This window comes from Streptomyces sp. NPDC107517 (genome assembly GCF_055582645.1).
This window is the reverse complement of the sequence record NZ_JBVJPM010000005.1, coordinates 506,963-522,525: the sequence shown is the minus strand read 5'-3', so window position 1 is coordinate 522,525 and position 15,563 is coordinate 506,963. Positions and strand designations below refer to the sequence as shown.

12 protein-coding genes are annotated in these 15,563 nt (G+C 70.9%); 5 read left to right on the top strand and 7 right to left on the bottom strand.

All coding sequences use genetic code 11. The annotated features are described in order from the left end of the window. Window positions 1-37 precede the first annotated feature (37 nt). Window positions 38-790: an MIP/aquaporin family protein gene (locus ACZ67T_RS15845; RefSeq protein WP_469984390.1), complete on the top strand. Its 753-nt coding sequence runs from the start codon at window positions 38-40 to the stop codon at window positions 788-790. A gap of 76 nt (window positions 791-866) precedes the next feature. Beyond that, a complete protein-coding gene (gene glpK, locus ACZ67T_RS15840; RefSeq protein WP_469984389.1) occupies window positions 867-2,384 on the top strand; it encodes a glycerol kinase GlpK in 1,518 nt (505 codons plus the stop codon). Between the two features lie 190 nt (window positions 2,385-2,574). On the opposite strand, the gene ACZ67T_RS15835 is transcribed toward glpK, so the two are convergent. From ACZ67T_RS15835 to ACZ67T_RS15815, 5 genes are all read right to left on the bottom strand, one after another. Then, window positions 2,575-3,180: a GTP-binding protein gene (locus ACZ67T_RS15835; RefSeq protein WP_469984388.1), complete on the bottom strand. Its 606-nt coding sequence runs from the start codon at window positions 3,178-3,180 to the stop codon at window positions 2,575-2,577. Continuing rightward, on the bottom strand, window positions 3,161-6,808 hold the full coding sequence (locus tag ACZ67T_RS15830) for a hydantoinase B/oxoprolinase family protein (RefSeq protein ID WP_469984387.1): 3,648 nt from the start codon (window positions 6,806-6,808) through the stop codon (window positions 3,161-3,163). The genes ACZ67T_RS15835 and ACZ67T_RS15830 overlap by 20 nt, the downstream gene beginning before the upstream one ends. A gap of 72 nt (window positions 6,809-6,880) precedes the next feature. Continuing rightward, entirely contained in the window at window positions 6,881-7,285 is a 405-nt protein-coding gene (locus ACZ67T_RS15825; protein ID WP_266566735.1) for a DUF742 domain-containing protein, read from the bottom strand. A gap of 9 nt (window positions 7,286-7,294) precedes the next feature. Then, window positions 7,295-7,735, bottom strand: a complete 441-nt coding sequence (locus ACZ67T_RS15820) for a roadblock/LC7 domain-containing protein (protein WP_100597501.1) — start codon at window positions 7,733-7,735, stop codon at window positions 7,295-7,297. Further along, window positions 7,732-10,593: a nitrate- and nitrite sensing domain-containing protein gene (locus tag ACZ67T_RS15815; RefSeq protein WP_469984385.1), complete on the bottom strand. Its 2,862-nt coding sequence runs from the start codon at window positions 10,591-10,593 to the stop codon at window positions 7,732-7,734. Before ACZ67T_RS15815 ends, ACZ67T_RS15820 begins: the two co-directional genes overlap by 4 nt. A gap of 414 nt (window positions 10,594-11,007) precedes the next feature. On the opposite strand from ACZ67T_RS15815, the gene ACZ67T_RS15810 reads away from it, so the two are divergent. Then, window positions 11,008-11,445 carry a hypothetical protein gene (locus tag ACZ67T_RS15810; protein ID WP_469984384.1) on the top strand — a complete coding sequence of 146 codons (438 nt, stop codon included), beginning with the start codon at window positions 11,008-11,010 and terminating at the stop codon, window positions 11,443-11,445. A 134-nt stretch (window positions 11,446-11,579) separates the two neighbouring features. Here ACZ67T_RS15810 and ACZ67T_RS15805 read toward each other — a convergent pair whose 3' ends face one another. Then, window positions 11,580-12,767 carry an NAD(P)/FAD-dependent oxidoreductase gene (locus ACZ67T_RS15805; RefSeq protein WP_469984429.1) on the bottom strand — a complete coding sequence of 396 codons (1,188 nt, stop codon included), beginning with the start codon at window positions 12,765-12,767 and terminating at the stop codon, window positions 11,580-11,582. Window positions 12,768-12,799: 32 nt separating this feature from the next. Further along, window positions 12,800-13,120, bottom strand: a complete 321-nt coding sequence (locus ACZ67T_RS15800) for a bifunctional 3-phenylpropionate/cinnamic acid dioxygenase ferredoxin subunit (RefSeq protein WP_469984383.1) — start codon at window positions 13,118-13,120, stop codon at window positions 12,800-12,802. A 175-nt stretch (window positions 13,121-13,295) separates the two neighbouring features. Here ACZ67T_RS15800 and ACZ67T_RS15795 point away from each other — a divergent pair, with 175 nt between their 5' ends. Together ACZ67T_RS15795 and ACZ67T_RS15790 are read left to right on the top strand one after the other, a co-directional pair. After that, the gene (locus tag ACZ67T_RS15795) at window positions 13,296-14,114 is read left to right on the top strand and encodes an IclR family transcriptional regulator (protein ID WP_469984381.1); all 819 of its coding nucleotides are present in this window, start codon (window positions 13,296-13,298) and stop codon (window positions 14,112-14,114) included. A gap of 203 nt (window positions 14,115-14,317) precedes the next feature. After that, on the top strand, window positions 14,318-15,403 hold the full coding sequence (locus tag ACZ67T_RS15790; protein WP_469984379.1) for an S-(hydroxymethyl)mycothiol dehydrogenase: 1,086 nt from the start codon (window positions 14,318-14,320) through the stop codon (window positions 15,401-15,403). The last annotated feature ends 160 nt before the right edge of the window (window positions 15,404-15,563 follow it).

Genomic DNA, 15,563 nt, shown 5'->3' with positions numbered 1-15,563 from the left:
GGGGCGTATCGCTCCGGACGAGGGCTTAGGAGCCGCCATGAGCAATGGAGACATCTTCGTCGGTGAGGTCATCGGTACCGCGATTCTGATTCTGTTCGGCGCAGGCGTGTGCGCCGCGGTCACGCTCAGGCATTCCAAGGCGAGAGCCTCGGGATGGGTCGTCATCGCGTTCGGCTGGGGCTTCGGCGTGCTGGCCGGTGCGTACACCGCCGCGCCGCTGTCGGGGGGCCAGCTCAACCCGGCGGTGACGATCGGCATCGCCGTGGACACCGGCAAGTGGGACAAGGTCTGGGTCTATCTGCTGGGCCAGATGGTCGGCGCGATGCTGGGCGCCGTGCTGGCCTATCTCGTCTACCTGGCCCAGTTCAACGCCAACGTCACGTCGGAGTCCGCCGACGGTGAAGCGGAAGACAACGGGCCCACTCCCACACTCGGGATCTTCTCCACGATCCCCGAGATCAACAACCCCGTGGCCAACCTGATCACCGAGATCATCGCGACCGTCGCCCTCGTGCTGCCCATCCTCGCGTTCGGGCTCACCAAAGGGCTCGGCGAGTCCGGTGCGACGGTGCTCGTCGTGGCCTTCCTGGTGGTCGGCATCGGCCTCTCGCTCGGTGGGCCCACCGGGTACGCCATCAACCCGGCGCGCGACCTCGGCCCGCGCATCGTGCACTCGTTCCTTCCGATCCCCAACAAGGGCACGTCCGGCTGGGGTTACGCCATCATCCCGGTGGCCGGGCCGCTGATCGGCGGCGCGCTGGCGGGGCTCATCTACAACGCGGCGTTCTGACCGCGGCCGCGCAGCCGCCACGCCGCTTTCGCGTCCCCGCGCGCGGGGACCTCGGACGAAGACGAAGGGGAGTCACATGCCCGACAACGATGAGAAGTACGTCGCCGCCATCGACCAGGGCACCACGTCGAGCCGCTGCATCATCTTCAACCACGGCGGCGAGATCGTCGCCGTCGACCAGCGCGAGCACCGGCAGATCTTCCCGAAGCCCGGCTGGGTGGAGCACGACGCCACCGAGATCTGGTCCAAGGTGCAGGCCGTGGTCGCCGGCGCGCTCGCCAAGGCCGGGCTGCGGGCCGACGACCTCAGCGCGCTCGGCATCACCAACCAGCGTGAGACGACGGTCCTTTGGGACCGGGCCACGGGCCGGCCCGTGCACAACGCGATCGTGTGGCAGGACACCCGTACGTCCGCGCTGTGCAACGAACTGGGCGGCACGGACGGGCAGGACCGCTTCCGGGAGCAGACCGGTCTGCCGCTCGCGAGCTATTTCTCCGGACCCAAGGCGGCCTGGCTGCTCGACAACGTGCCGGGGCTGCGGGCCCGCGCCGAGCGTGGCGAGATAGCGTTCGGCACCATCGACTCCTGGCTCATCTGGAATCTGACGGGCGGCACCGACGGCGGCGTGCACGTCACCGACGTCACCAACGCCGGGCGCACCATGCTGATGAACCTGGAGACGCTCCAGTGGGACCAGGGGATCCTGTCGGCGATGAACGTGCCGGAGGCGGTGCTACCGGAGATCAGGTCGTCGGCCGAGGTCTACGGGACGGCCGTCGGCCAGCTCTCCGGCGTGCCGGTCGCGTCCGCGCTCGGCGACCAGCAGGCGGCGGTCTTCGGGCAGGCCTGCTACGACACGGGGACGGCCAAGAACACGTACGGCACAGGCAGTTTCCTGCTGCTCAACACCGGGAACCGGCCCGTCCCCTCGAAGAACGGGCTGCTCACCACCATGGGGTACAAGATCGGCTCCGAGGCTCCCGTGTACTGCCTCGAAGGGTCGATCGCGATCACCGGCGCGCTGGTCCAGTGGTTCCGCGACCAGCTCGGGATCATCCGCACGGCCGACGAGATCGAGACGCTCGCGGCGAGTGTGACCGACAACGGCGGCGCCTACATCGTGCCCGCGTTCTCCGGCCTGTTCGCGCCGTACTGGCGCTCGGACGCGCGGGGTGTCATCACGGGCCTGACGCGGTACGTCACCAAGGCCCATCTGGCGCGGGCGGTCCTGGAGGCGACGAGCTGGCAGACGCGCGAGGTCGTCGACGCGATGTACCAGGACTCCGGGGTACAGATCACCACGCTGAAGGTGGACGGCGGCATGACGAAGAACAACCTGCTGATGCAGCATCAGGCGGATGTCCTCGGCGTGCCGGTGATCCGGCCTCGGGTGTCTGAGACGACGTGCCTGGGCGCCGCGTACGCGGCCGGGCTCGCGACGGGGGTGTGGAACGACCTGGACGAACTCAAGGCGCACTGGCAGCGCGACGCGGAGTGGACACCGGCGATGGACGGCGGGACCCGTGAGCGCGAGTACCGCAACTGGCGCAAGGCCGTGGAGAAGAGCTTCGGCTGGCACGACGACGAGGCGTGACGGTCGGCGCGCGCCTGTTGTGACTGGCGCGTGGTCCTGACGCGGGCCACGCGCGCGTGGACGACGGTCCGCACCCCGGTCGGCGAGGGTGCGGGCCGTTCCCATGGAGTCCGTTCCCATGGGGCCCGTGCCCACGGGTGTCAGTTCCCAGGGGGCCCGTTCCCATGTGATCGGTTACCGCGCCGGCGGATCAGGTGGTGGCCGGCTGGCGGTGACGCGCGCCCACGGCCATCGCATGCTCGACGACCCCGATGAGGACCTCCTTGACGGTCTCCTTCTCACGCGCGTCGCACATCAGAACGGGCACGTCGGAGTCGAGGTCGAGGGCCTGACGTACGGCATCAGCCGGGTAACGGGCCGATCCCTCGAAGCAGTTGACGCCCACCACGAACGGTATGGAGCGCCGTTCGAAGTAGTCGACGGCGGCGAAACAGTCCTCCAGGCGGCGGGTGTCGGCGAGCACGACGGCTCCCAGGGCGCCGGTCGCCAGCTCGTCCCACAGGAACCAGAAGCGGTCCTGCCCGGGCGTGCCGAAGAGGTAGAGCACCAGGTCCTCGCGGAGCGTGATCCGCCCGAAGTCCATGGCGACCGTGGTGGTGTGCTTGCCCTCGACGCCCCGGGTGTCGTCGAGCGGGCGGCCCGCCTCGCTCAGCAGCTCCTCGGTGCGCAGGGGCTTGATCTCGCTGACCGCACCGACGAGCGTCGTCTTGCCCACGCCGAATCCGCCGGCCACGAGGATCTTGAGCGTGACGGGCTCCACGGGGGGCTTGCCGCGCTCAGAACGCCCGAAGATCATGGGTCTCTTCTCCTGCCTCACTGCTGTCGCTGTGGTCGTTCCCGGCGGGCGGCGGCGGACCGTATCCGCCGCCTCCGGGGGTATCGATGACGAGTACGTCCCCGGGGAGCACGTCCGCCGAGTCGCTGCCGGCGAGCCGGTCGACCGTGCCGTCGGGGTGCTCCACGGAGTTGGCGCCCAGGGCTCCCGGCCCGCCGCCCGCCATGCCGTACGGCGGGACTCTGCGGTGCTGCGAGAGCGTGGACACGGTCATGGGTTCGAGGAAGCGGAGACGGCGTACGGCGCCGTCGCCGCCGCGCCAGCGTCCGGGGCCCCCGCTGCCGCGCCGCACGGCGAACTCCTCGAGCAGGACGGGCAGTCGCCACTCCAGGACCTCGGGGTCGGTGAGACGCGAGTTGGTCATGTGGGTCTGTACGGCGGGCGCTCCGTGGAAGCCGTCGCCTGCTCCGGAGCCCGAGGCCACGGTCTCGTAGTACTGGTGGCTCTCGTTGCCGAAGGTCACGTTGTTCATCGTCCCGGAGCCCTCGGCCTGGACGCCCAGGGCCGCGTAGAGGGCTCCGGTGATGGCCTGGGAGGTCTCCACGTTGCCGGCGACGACGGCGGCGGGTGGCTCGGGGGCGAGGAACGAGCCCGGGGGGACGACGATGTGCAAGGGGCGCAGGCAGCCGTCGTTGAGGGGGATGTCGTCGTCCACGAGGGTGCGGAAGACGTACAGGACGGCCGCGTTGACGACGGCGAAGGGCGCGTTGAAGTTGGTGGCGAGCTGTGCCGATGTGCCGGTGAAGTCGATGGTCGCGCCGCGCTGTTCGCGGTCCACGGTGACCCGGACGCGGATCGTGGCCCCGGAGTCCGTCTCGTAGGCGAACTCACCGTCCTGCAGGGCGTCGACGACGCGGCGCACGGCCTCTTCGGCGTTGTCCTGGACGTGCTTCATGTACGCCTGGACGACGTCGAGCCCGAAGTGGTCGATCATGCGGGCGACTTCGTCGACGCCCTTCTGGTTGGCGGCGATCTGGGCGCGCAGGTCGGCGAGGTTGGTCCGCGGATTGCGGGACGGATAGGGGCCGCCGGTGAGCAGGCCCAGGGTCTCCGTCTCTCGGAAGCCGCCCCCTTCGACGAGCAGCCAGTTGTCGAAGAGGATGCCTTCCTCGTCGATGGTGCGGCTGCCCGCGGGCATGGACCCGGGGGCGATGCCGCCGATCTCCGCGTGGTGGCCGCGCGAGGCGACGTAGAACAGGATCCGCTCACCCTCCGTGTCGAAGACCGGGGTGATGACCGTGACGTCGGGAAGGTGGGTGCCCCCGTGGTAGGGGTCGTTGACGGCGTAGCTGTCGCCCGGCCTCATGCGCGCGCCGCGGCGGCGGATGACCTCCTTGACGCTGGTGCCCATGGATCCCAGGTGCACGGGGATGTGGGGGGCGTTGGCGACGAGGCTGCCGTCGGGGTCGAAGAGCGCGCACGAGAAGTCGAGGCGCTCCTTGATGTTGACCGACTGGGAGGTGGACTCCAGGCGGGCGCCCATCTGTTCGGCGATCGACATGAAGAGGTTGTTGAAGACTTCGAGGAGTACGGGATCGGCTTCCGTGCCGATGTCGGAACTCTCCGTGACCGCCGCGCGTTCCATGATCAGGTGGCCGTCGTCCGTCACGGCCGCCCGCCAGCCGTCGTCCACGACCGTCGTGGAGCCGGACTCGGCGATGATCGCGGGCCCGGTGACGCTCTCGCCGGGCGGCAGTCGGTCACGTCGGTGCAGGGGCACGTCGCGCCAGGTGCCGCCGGTGTGGAGGCTGACGGTCTCCGAGGCGGCGGGCGGGGCCGAGCGGGGCGTCAGGGCGGACAGATCGGGGGGTGCGGTGAGGCCGGTTGCTTCGACGGAGAGTGCTTCGACGACGAGAGGGCGGTCGAGGGTGAAGGAGTAGGTGGCGCGATGGCGTTCTTCGAAGGCGGCGCGCATCGTGTCCGGGTCCGTGAGTTCCACGGTGAGCGTGGTGTCGGTACCGTCGTAGCGCAGTTGGGCCCGGCGGGTGACGCGGACTCGGTCCTCGGGCACGTCCTCGGCGAGGAGTTCGGCGCGGGCCGCGCCCTCCAGGTCGTCGGCGGTCTTGTGGACGTGCGGCATGGCGGACGGTTCGAGCGGTGCCTCGGCGGACTGCTCGCGCATGGCGGTCGTGTCGGCGAGACCGATGCCGAGCGCGGACAGGACTCCGGCCATGGGCGGTACGAGGACGGTGCGGATGCCGAGCGAGTCGGCGACCCGGCACGCGTGCTGGCCACCGGCCCCGCCGAACGTGGTGAGGGCGTAGCGGGTGACGTCGTGGCCCTTCTGGACGGAGATCCGCTTCACGGCGTTCGCGATGTTGGCGACGGCGATCTGCAGATAGCCCTCGGCGACCTGCTCCGGGGTGCGGTCGTCGCCGGTGCGGTCGCGGATCTCGCGAGCGAGCGCGGCGAAGCGGTCCCGTACGAGGGTGTGGTCCAGTGGCTGGTCCCCGTCGGGGCCGAACACGCGGGGGAAATGGGCGGGTTGGATGCGCCCGAGCGCCACGTTCGCATCGGTGACGGTGAGGGGGCCGCCGCCGCGGTAGCAGGCGGGCCCCGGGTCGGCGCCCGCGGAGTCGGGACCGACGCGGTAGCGGCTGCCGTCGAAGTGGAGGACGGAGCCGCCGCCGGCCGCGACGGTGTGGATGTCGAGCATCGGGGCGCGCAGGCGCACTCCGGCGATCTGCGTGGTGAAGACGCGCTCGTACGCCCCCGCGTAGTGCGACACGTCCGTGGACGTGCCGCCCATGTCGAAGCCGATGACGCGGTCGAAGCCGGCGAGGCGGGAGACCCGGGCCATGCCCACGATGCCGCCGGCGGGGCCGGACAGGATGGCGTCCTTGCCGCGGAACTGCCCGGCCTCGGTGAGCCCGCCGTTGGACTGCATGAACATGAGGCGTACGCCCGTGAGTTGGTCCGCCACCTGCTGGACGTAGCGGCGAAGGACCGGCGACAGATAGGCGTCGACGACTGTCGTGTCCCCGCGCGGGACCAGCTTCATCAGGGGGCTGACCTCGCTGGAGAGCGAGATCTGCGGGAAGCCGATCCGGGCGGCGAGGGCGCCGATCCGCCGCTCGTGGTCGGGGTACAGGTGGCTGTGCATGCAGACGACGGCGAGGGCCCTGATCCCGTCGTCGTACGCCTGGCGCAGCGACACTTCGAGTGCGTCCGTGTCGAGGGGGGTGAGCACGGTGCCCTGGGCGTCGATGCGCTCGTCGGCCTCGATGACCCGTTCGTGGAGCAGTTCGGGCAGCTCGATGCGGCGGGCGAAGATGCGGGGCCTGTTCTGATAGGCGATGCGCAGGGCGTCACGGAAGCCCCGGGTGACCACCAGGGCGGTGCGTTCGCCCTTGCGTTCCAGGAGGGCGTTGGTGGCGACGGTGGTGCCCATGCGGACGGAGTCGACGTGGGCGTGCCCCGACTCGCCCTCGCTGTCGAGAAGTTCGCGGATCGCCGCGACGGCGGGGTCGCGGTAGCGGGCGGGGTTGTCGGACAGAAGCTTGTGGGTGAGCAGGCGTCCGTCGGGGTGCCGCGCGACGACATCGGTGAACGTGCCGCCTCGGTCGATCCAGAACTGCCAGCCTGTCACGCGCGTCTCCGTTGTTCGCCCCGCTGCTCGCCTGGTCCCCACCCCCGTGTGTGGCCTCGGTGTACGCGTGGGTCAGAGCGCCCTGAGACCGTTGATCACGTCGCGCAGAATACTCTCGTCCGGGAGCTCGGCAGGGGGTACGGGCCGGGTCACATGGACCAGTTCCTCATCGACGAGATCGCCGATGAGGACGCGTACGACGCCGATCGGAAGGTCGAGTTCCGCGGCGAGTTCGGCCACCGACTGGGGGCTGTCGCGGCACAGTCCGACGATGTCCACGTGTTCCGGGGACAGCGTCTGGTCGGCGGCGGGGTCGCCGGTGCGGTGTTCCGCGACGACGACCGCGATCAGGTCGAGGCGATGCTGGGCCGCGCTGGTGGTGCGGCCGCGTGTCATGGCGTACGGGCGAACCACCGGTCCGGCGTCGTCGTCGAACCAGTGGTGCGTCTCCTGCGTCCCCTCCCCGTCAGGGCTCATACCGGCCCACTACCCGCCGGCGGACAGATCGGTGCGCGGAGCGGTCCCCAGATGCACGCCGACCCGCTTGACCAGCAAGGTCATCTCGTACGCGACGAGACCGACGTCGGAGTCCGCGTCCGACAGCACGGCGAGGCAGCTGCCGTCGCCGGCTGCCGTGACGAAGAGGAAGGCGTCGTCCAGCTCCACGACGGTCTGGCGGACGCTGCCCGCCTCGAAGTGCCGGCCGACCCCCTTGGCCAGGCTGTGGAAGCCGGAGGCGACGGCGGCGAGATGCTCGCTGTCCTCCCGGGTGAGGTCCTTCGAGACCCCGGTCGGCAGGCCGTCCCCGGAGAGCACGAGTGCCTTGCGGATACTGGCGACGCGCTCCACCAGGTCGTCCAGGAGCCAGTTCAGCTCCCCGGAACCGCCGTTCGCGGTGGTGTGTGCGGCGGCCTTCGGTGCGGTCATCGACCGTCCCCCTCAGATGTCGTTCCCTGTGCTGTGCCGTCGGAGGCGTCGTCGCCTGCGGCGTTCTCCTCACGGCCACGGCGCCAGCCCCGCTGGAGCGAGGCCATCCGGTTGCGGACCTCGTCGGCGTCGCGCTCGGCGGGGCTGTCCGAGTGGTTGGGCCCCTCCCGGTCCGCGGCGCGGTCGGCGCGCAGATCGGGTCCTTCCTTGAGCTGCGGGGCGAGATTGGCCTGGCGCACACGGCGGGGCAGGCCACTCGGCAAGCTCGGCGCGGGGGCGTCGGTGGCCGGTTCCGGCGCGGGGTCGCGCACCGGCTCCGGGCGACGTGCGGGAGTCGCGTCCTGCGAGGCCTCGGCACGGGCGCGCCTGCGCGGCAGATCCGGCGCGGACGCCGAAGTGAGACGGCGCTCGCGGGGTCCCTCCGGGGCTTCCCCGGGGTACGGGTCCCCCGGGGTGTCCGGGGTCGGGGCCTCGGGATCCCGTGGGACGCCGCCCGGGTTCTCGTACCGGTCGTCGGTGCGTCGGTTCTCCGATTCCGACTCGCCGGGCCTCGTGTGGGTGACGGGCCTGCCGTGCGAGCTGACGAGCTTCGGTGCCTGGCGGCGCGGCAGCGGCACGGGCGCGTCGTCACCCTCGGGGCCGTCGGCCCGGTGGGTGGGCTCCGCCCGCACCTCGAACTCGTCGCGCGTGTGCTGGTGCTGCTCTCCGGGGAGCCCGGCGGGGCGGCGGCGCGGCCGGAAGAGCCCGCCCCGCTCACTGTCCTCGTCATCGAGCGCGCCGGGGAAGGGTGCGAGGTCCGACGCCGCGAGCGGCGCCTCCAGCTCCACGGGCCCGTCCAGCAGAGAGGCCGGAAGGCCCGGGAGCGGGCTGCCCGCCGTGGAGAGCTTCGGGGAGCGCACACCCGGGGCATCGCCGCGCCCGGCGCTGTGAGGACGGTCGAGACGGAAGCCGGCGCCCTCGGTGTCGGGGGCGTCGGTGAGCAGGGTGTCCGGGATGAAGACGATCGCGGTCGTGCCGCCGTACGGGGACGGCTGGAGCGAGACACGGACGTTCTGGCGCTGGGCGAGCCGGCTGACCACGAACAGGCCGAGCCGGTCGGTGTCGGAGAGTTCGAACTCGGGCGTCTCGGCGAGCCGCAGATTGGCGTCGAGGAGCGCGTCGGCCGCCATGCCGAGGCCCCGGTCGTGGATCTCCAGGGTGAAGCCGTTCGCGACACGCTCGCCGATGACGTGCACGGCGGTGTGCGGCGGCGAGAACACCGTGGCGTTCTCGAGGAGTTCGGCCACGAGGTGGGTGAGGTCGGCGACGGCGGGGCCGGTGACCGCGATGCGCGGCAGGCGCCGGACCTCGATGCGCTCGTAGTCCTCCACCTCGGCGACGGAGGCCCGGACGATGTCCATGAGCTGGACGGGCCGGCGCCACTGCCGGGAGGGGGCGGCCCCGGAGAGGATCACCAGGCCCTCCGCGTGGCGCCGCATGCGCGTGGTCAGGTGGTCGAGGCGGAACAGGTCGGCGAGTTCGTCGGTGTCCTCGGTCCTGCGTTCCATCGTGTCGAGCAGGGTGAGCTGCTTGTGGAGGAGCACCTGGCTGCGCCGGGCGAGGTTGACGAAGACCTCGGAGACGCCGTGGCGCAGTTCGGCCTGCTTGACGGCGGCTTCGACGGCGGAGCGCTGAAGGGTGTTGAGCGCCTGGCCGACCTGCCCGATCTCGTTCTTGTCGTACTCCAGGCGGGGGGCCTCGGTCTCCACGTCGACGCGTTCGCCGGCCGCGAGGCGGCGCATCACGCCGGGCAGCCGGACACCTGAGGCCTCGTGGGCCTCCAGGCGCAGCCGCCGCAGGTCGCGGACGAGGCCGCGGCCGATGCGTACGGACAGGAACAGCGAGAGCAGCACCGCGAGCAGGCCGAGCACACCGGCTACTCCGGCCTGCAGGAAGACATCGATCGCGATGGGGCGCGCCCGGTCCTGGTAGCGCTCCGTGGCGGCGGTGTCGCGTTTGACCAGTTCGTCGAGCACGTGGCCCGAAGCGTCGTTCCAGGCGCGTGCGGTGACGCCCCTGGGGGTGCCGGCCGTGGAGTCGGCGAGTGCGTTCTCCGCCGTACGCAGAGCCGCCGTGTCCGCGCTCTTCCAGTAGCGCTCGAACTCCGCGCGGTCGTCGTCGGGGAGCAGCGCGAGACTGGTGTCGTACAGGATGGCGCGCTGGGCGACGAGGTCGGAGACCTGACGCAGTTCCTTGTGCGTGATCCGGCGGGCGACGAGCGCCGAGCCGACCAACGCGTCCTCACGGGACAGCAGTTCACGCGCGCGCAGCACGCCGATGACGGCGCGGCCCTGGCGGTCCATCGTCGAGTTGTCGAAGGAGGTGAGCGTGAGCAGGAAGTCGTACGTCGGGTCGATGAGGCGGTTGTAGAAGTCGAGTGCCTGCTCGCGCGTGACGGTTCCTTCGTCGACGTTGCGGCGCAGGGACTCGATGCCGTCGAATCCCTCGACGACGGTGGAGATGCGGCGCCGGGAGTCGTCGCTCATGTCGTCGCGGATCCCGGAGTTCTCGGCCTTCGCCCTGATCTGGGCCATCGCCTCGTCGGCGGCGCTGCGGCGGCTGCGCAGCTTGGAGAGTGCGTCGGAGGCCCGGGGGTCGGCCAGGTAGACAAGGGTCTGGCGGCGCTCGACCTGAAGGGTCCGCGCGGCGTCGGAGATCGGGTAGCCGATCTCGTCGATGACCTTCCCCGCCGAAACCAGCTGAGTGGCGGCGCGGCCCGTGATCACCGTGGAGAAAGCCCAGATGGCGGTCAGGGACACCAGCGGCACCAGGAGCAACGCCACGATCTTCCGGCGGATGGACTTCCCGCGAAAGCGCATGGCCTCCCCCAGATCGACCCCTGCGGTCAGGGGTACACATGTGCGGCAACAAACGGCGCGAGCCTACTACTGACGCAGGAGCAACTCGAAGGGCTGTCCGGATGCTGTCCGTTGGCGGGTGGAGTGGGACGTCAGCATGTGTCCGGGCATTGCGGGAGATTGCATCCCGCAAAGTGGCGCTCGGATTCCGGCGCCATCCGGCCCGGCTCGGGCGGCAGTTGGCCGGAATCGATCGATCTTCGACGGGGCGGAAGTGACCGCCGCAATCCGGGGGAATCTTTCGACGCCGCCGTACGTCCTTCCTTACGGGTCATACGTGATGAGGCCCGCACGAGGTGAGCGGGCAGCGTAAAGCGGCGCAATCCGGGCAGCCATCGAAGAGTCCCGGTGCGGGAGCACCCAGGGCGGCGGGCTGTGACGGCGGTGGGGAGTGACGAACTGATGGGCACGGCAGAGCGGTGCGGGGAGTTGTGGGTCGAGGAGCCGGCGGGGCGGCGTCGGCTGCCGGATCCGGTGCGGACGGCGGCGGTGCGGGCGGTGCTCATCATCGCGCTGACACTGATGCAGGCGGTGATCGCGTTCCTGTGCACCTTCGCCGACTCATGGCTGGCGTTCCCGATGGTGCTGAGCAGCGTGGGGAGCACGGTCGTGGCGACCTGGGGAGTACTGGACGTCTGGGTGACCCGACAGGTGTGGAACCAGCGCAACGGCGTGGTGTCCGCGCCCAACAGCACGGCACGGCAGCTGCGCAGGGAGCGTCGCCAGGCCCGCCGGCAGGCGCGCGCGCAGGGCCGTCCGGCCCCGGAACGCGTACGGAGGCGTGGCGGGGCCGGACAGTTGACGCATACGTAGGCGCGTGCAGGCGGAGCGTCGGCGGATACGTGCGCGTGCGCGGGCCTGCGTAGGCAGGTGGGGTGGGATCGGTGGCGGTCACGTGGCGCTGGGACAGGTGTCAGCTGTCTGCGCCGCCCGGGCGAGAGCAATCGTCACAGCGCCACCGGCTCCGCGACGCTCTGCACGACCGGTCGTGCCTCGCCGCGTGCCAGCTCCCGGCGCACCCGTGTGAACGGTCGCGGCCGGTCCACCGCGAGCGCGGCCGTGGTCTCGCCGCCGCGCTCGTAGAGTGCGAGGAAGCTCCCGTCCTCCACGGCGCCTTCGACGACGCGGACCAGGTCCCCGTCCCTCCTGCGCCCGGCGAACTGGATGCGCGAGCCGTACTGGTCCGACCAGAAGTACGGCAGCGGCCGAACGGTCTCGACGGTGCGGCCCGCCAGCAGATTGCGTACGGCGACGCGCGGCTGGGCCGTGGCGCTCGTCCAGTGCTCGGCCCGCGCCCCGCCCACGCGTGCCACATCACCCACGGCCACGACCTGAGGAAGCGCCGTGACGCAGCCGTCGTCGCAGAGCACCCCGTCGTGCAGGGCGAGCGTCGAACCGGCGAGCCAGCCCGTGTTGGGGACGGCCCCGATGCCGACGACGACCACGTCGGCGGGCAGCACACGCCCGTCGGCCAGCTCCACGCCGTGGACAGCGGTGTCGCCGTGCAGGGCCGCGACCCCGACGCCCGTCACCAGTTCCACCCCGCCGCGCGCGTGGAGCCCCGCGCACACCGCGGCCATCTCCGGCCCGAGTTGGGGCAGGAGCGGTAGCGGCGCCGCCTCCACGACGGTGACCGCGTGGCCGAGCGCGGCGCACGAGGAGGCCGTCTCGGCGCCGATGAACCCGCCGCCGATCACGACCACGCGCCGCGGCCCGCGCAGCAGTTCGGCACGCAGGGAGCGCGCGTCGTCGAGAGTCCTGAGGGTGTGCACGCCCGCGAGGGCGGGTCCGGGCAGCCGGCGGGCGCTCGCCCCGGTGGCGATGACGACCCCGTCCGTGGACACCGTGCGGCCGCCCTCCAGGAGGACCGTGCGTCCACGCGCGTCGAGCCCGCGGGCCCGTACGCCGAACATCCACTCGGCGCCCAGTTCCAGCGTCTCGTCGACGTCGGAGAGCGCGAGCCGGTCCTCGTCGGCCTTCCCGACGAGGAAGTCCTTGGACAGCGGCGGGCGGTCGTACGGGCGGTGCGGCTCCTCCCCCACGATGACGAGGCGGCCGTCGAAGCCCTGGGAGCGCAGCTCGCGGGCGGCGTACAGCCCCGCGAGCGAGGCACCCACCACGGTCACGGTCCTCATCCCGGAGTCGCTCGTCATTGCGTTGACAGTGCTCATGCGGCGGTACCTTCCTCGGCTGCCGGGTGGACGTGGACCACGCCGTCATCGACGGTCACCCGGTGGGTGCGTACGGGACGGCGGGCGGGCAGGCAGGTCGGCTGCCCCGTACGGAGATCGAATGAAGCCTCGTGAAGCGGGCATTCGACCAGACAGCCCTCCAGCCAACCCTCCGACAGGGAGGCGTCCTGGTGTGTGCAGGTGTCGTCGATGGCGTACAGCTCACCGTCAGCGTGGAAGACGGCGATGGGCGGTGCTGTGTCGATGCGGACGGATCCGCCATCGGGGAGGTCTTCAAGGCGGCAGACGGGAATCACGGGCCCCCCTCTTGGTCCAGGACTGTCTGGCTCAGGACTGTTCGGTAACATGAAGTTTCGTATGGCGCATGAGGGAGCGCTATGCGCAACAGAATCCGGTCGAGGTGCCCGCCGCGTCAAGGGCTTCTCGAAGATGCGACCCGCCAAGGGGTCGCAAGGTGGTGAGAGTTGAGTGATGACCCGCAAGGAATTGCAGGCTGAACCAGGCACGACGGCACCGGAGAAGACCTCGAAGGGCGCAGCCGGCGCCGTCCAGTCCGTGGACCGCGCGGTGAGTGTCCTCGAGATCCTCGCCCGGCACGGTGAGGCGGGGGTCACGGAGATCGCCGACGAGCTGGACGTGCACAAGTCCACCGCGTTCCGACTGCTGGGAGTCCTGGAGAACCGAGGCCTGGTCGGGCAGGCCAAGGACCGCGGCAAGTACTACCTGGGGGCGGGTGTACTGCACCTCGCGGGGGCGGCGGCAGTGCGCCTCGACATCTCCCAGGAGGGGGTGCCCGTCTGCCGTGAACTGGCCGACGAGCTGGGCGAGACGGTCAACATCGCGATCCTCGACGACGACGTCGCCGTCAACATCATGCAGGCGCGCGGCTCGGCCTCCGTGACGGCGCAGAACTGGCTGGGCAGACGCACCCCCCTGCACGCCACGTCGAGCGGCAAGGTGCTGCTCGCCCATCTGCCGTCCGCGCTGCGCGAGGGCCTCCTCGCCCGCCCGCTGGCGCGCTTCACACCGCACACGGGCACCGGGGCTGCATCGCTGCGCGCCGAGCTGGAGGCCGTGCTCGACCAGGGGTTCGCCATCGCCGTGGAGGAGCTGGAGGTCGGCCTCGCAGCGGTCGCGGCCCCCGTGTTCGCCCACGACGGAAAGGTCATCGGCGCGATCAGCGCGTCGGGTCCCGTGTACCGGCTGACCGAGGAACACCTCCCCGAGCTGGCCAAACGCACGGTCGCGGCATCCGCCGAGCTCTCGCGCCGGATGGGGTACGGCTTCTAGCAGGACGTTCCTCAGCACGATTACTGAACGCGGGGTCAGGGAAACCTGGCCCCGCGTTCTGCGTGTGTCGATGAGGTTTCGGGGCGGCCGATCGTTTTGCGAAGCATTAACTCCCACCTCTTGACGGGGCCTTGATGGCATTTCCAAGATGTTCCTCATCGCGCAACTGGGCGTGCATTGCGCAACAGCAGAGGAGTTTGGTCGTGCCACATGAGGTCCGCGCCGTCGTCGCTGTGAAGAAGGGCGCACCCGTCGAGGTACAGACGATCGTCGTGCCCGATCCCGGCCCGGGCGAGGTGCTGGTCAAGGTGCAGGCGTGCGGGGTGTGCCACACGGATCTGCACTACCGGGAGGGCGCCATCAACGACGACTTCCCGTTCCTGCTCGGCCATGAGGCCGCCGGCACCGTCGAGTCCGTCGGAGACGGGGTCACCGACCTCACCCCGGGTGACTACGTGGTGCTCGCCTGGCGCGCCCCCTGCGGCAACTGCCGTTCCTGCCGCCGCGGTCGCCCCTGGTACTGCTTCGACTCGCGCAACGCGGCGCAGCCGATGACCCTTCTCGACGGAACGCCGCTGAGCCCTGCGCTCGGCATCGGCGCGTTCGCCGAGAAGACCCTGGTCGCGGCAGGACAGGCGATCAAGGTCGACCCGGCGGCGCGCCCCGAGGCCGCGGGTCTGATCGGCTGCGGAGTGATGGCCGGCTACGGCGCGGCCGTGAACACCGGCAACGTCCAGCGCGGCGACACCGTCGCCGTCATCGGCTGCGGCGGCGTCGGCAACGCGGCCATCGCGGGCGCCTGCCTCAACGGCGCGCGCCGCGTGATCGCCGTCGACATCGACGACAAGAAGCTCGACCAGGCCGAACGGTTCGGCGCCACGCACACGGTCAACTCCCGTGGCACGGACCCGATCGAGGCGGTGCGCGCGCTCACCGGCGGGTTCGGCGTCGACATCGCCATCGACGCGGTCGGCCGCCCGGAGACGTACAAGCAGGCGTTCTACATGCGCGACCACGCGGGCGTGCTGGTCCAGGTCGGGGTGCCCGAGCCGGACATGACGGTGGACATTCCGCTCATCGACCTGTTCTCGCGCGGCGGATCGCTCAAGTCCTCCTGGTACGGGGACTGCCTGCCGAGCCGTGACTTCCCGGTCCTCATCGACCAGTACCTCTACGGGCTGCTCGATCTGAACGCGTTCGTGACCGAGACGATCGCCCTCGACCAGGTGGAGGCGGCGTTCGCGAAGATGCACCGCGGCGAGGTGCTGCGCTCGGTGGTGGTCCTGTGAGCGCCGCGGCCCGCACCGAACGCCTCATCCCCTCGGGCACGTTCACCTGGACGGCGAGACGTTCGACGTCGCCGACAACGTCCGGCTGATCGGCGACGACGAGGAGGCCCTGATCCTCGACGCCGCGCACGACGCTGCGTCGGTCACGGCCGCCGCCGCG

Bases quoted from the DNA above. Each gene is read 5' to 3' on its own strand.
- ACZ67T_RS15845 (WP_469984390.1), top strand. From the start codon at position 38: ATGAGCAATGGAGACATCTTCGTCGGTGAGGTCATCGGTACCGCGATT.
- glpK (WP_469984389.1), top strand. From the start codon at position 867: ATGCCCGACAACGATGAGAAGTACGTCGCCGCCATCGACCAGGGCACC.
- ACZ67T_RS15835 (WP_469984388.1), bottom strand. From the start codon at position 3,180: ATGATCTTCGGGCGTTCTGAGCGCGGCAAGCCCCCCGTGGAGCCCGTC.
- ACZ67T_RS15825 (WP_266566735.1), bottom strand. From the start codon at position 7,285: ATGAGCCCTGACGGGGAGGGGACGCAGGAGACGCACCACTGGTTCGAC.
- ACZ67T_RS15820 (WP_100597501.1), bottom strand. From the start codon at position 7,735: ATGACCGCACCGAAGGCCGCCGCACACACCACCGCGAACGGCGGTTCC.
- ACZ67T_RS15815 (WP_469984385.1), bottom strand. From the start codon at position 10,593: ATGCGCTTTCGCGGGAAGTCCATCCGCCGGAAGATCGTGGCGTTGCTC.
- ACZ67T_RS15805 (WP_469984429.1), bottom strand. From the start codon at position 12,767: ATGAGGACCGTGACCGTGGTGGGTGCCTCGCTCGCGGGGCTGTACGCC.
- ACZ67T_RS15795 (WP_469984381.1), top strand. From the start codon at position 13,296: ATGACCCGCAAGGAATTGCAGGCTGAACCAGGCACGACGGCACCGGAG.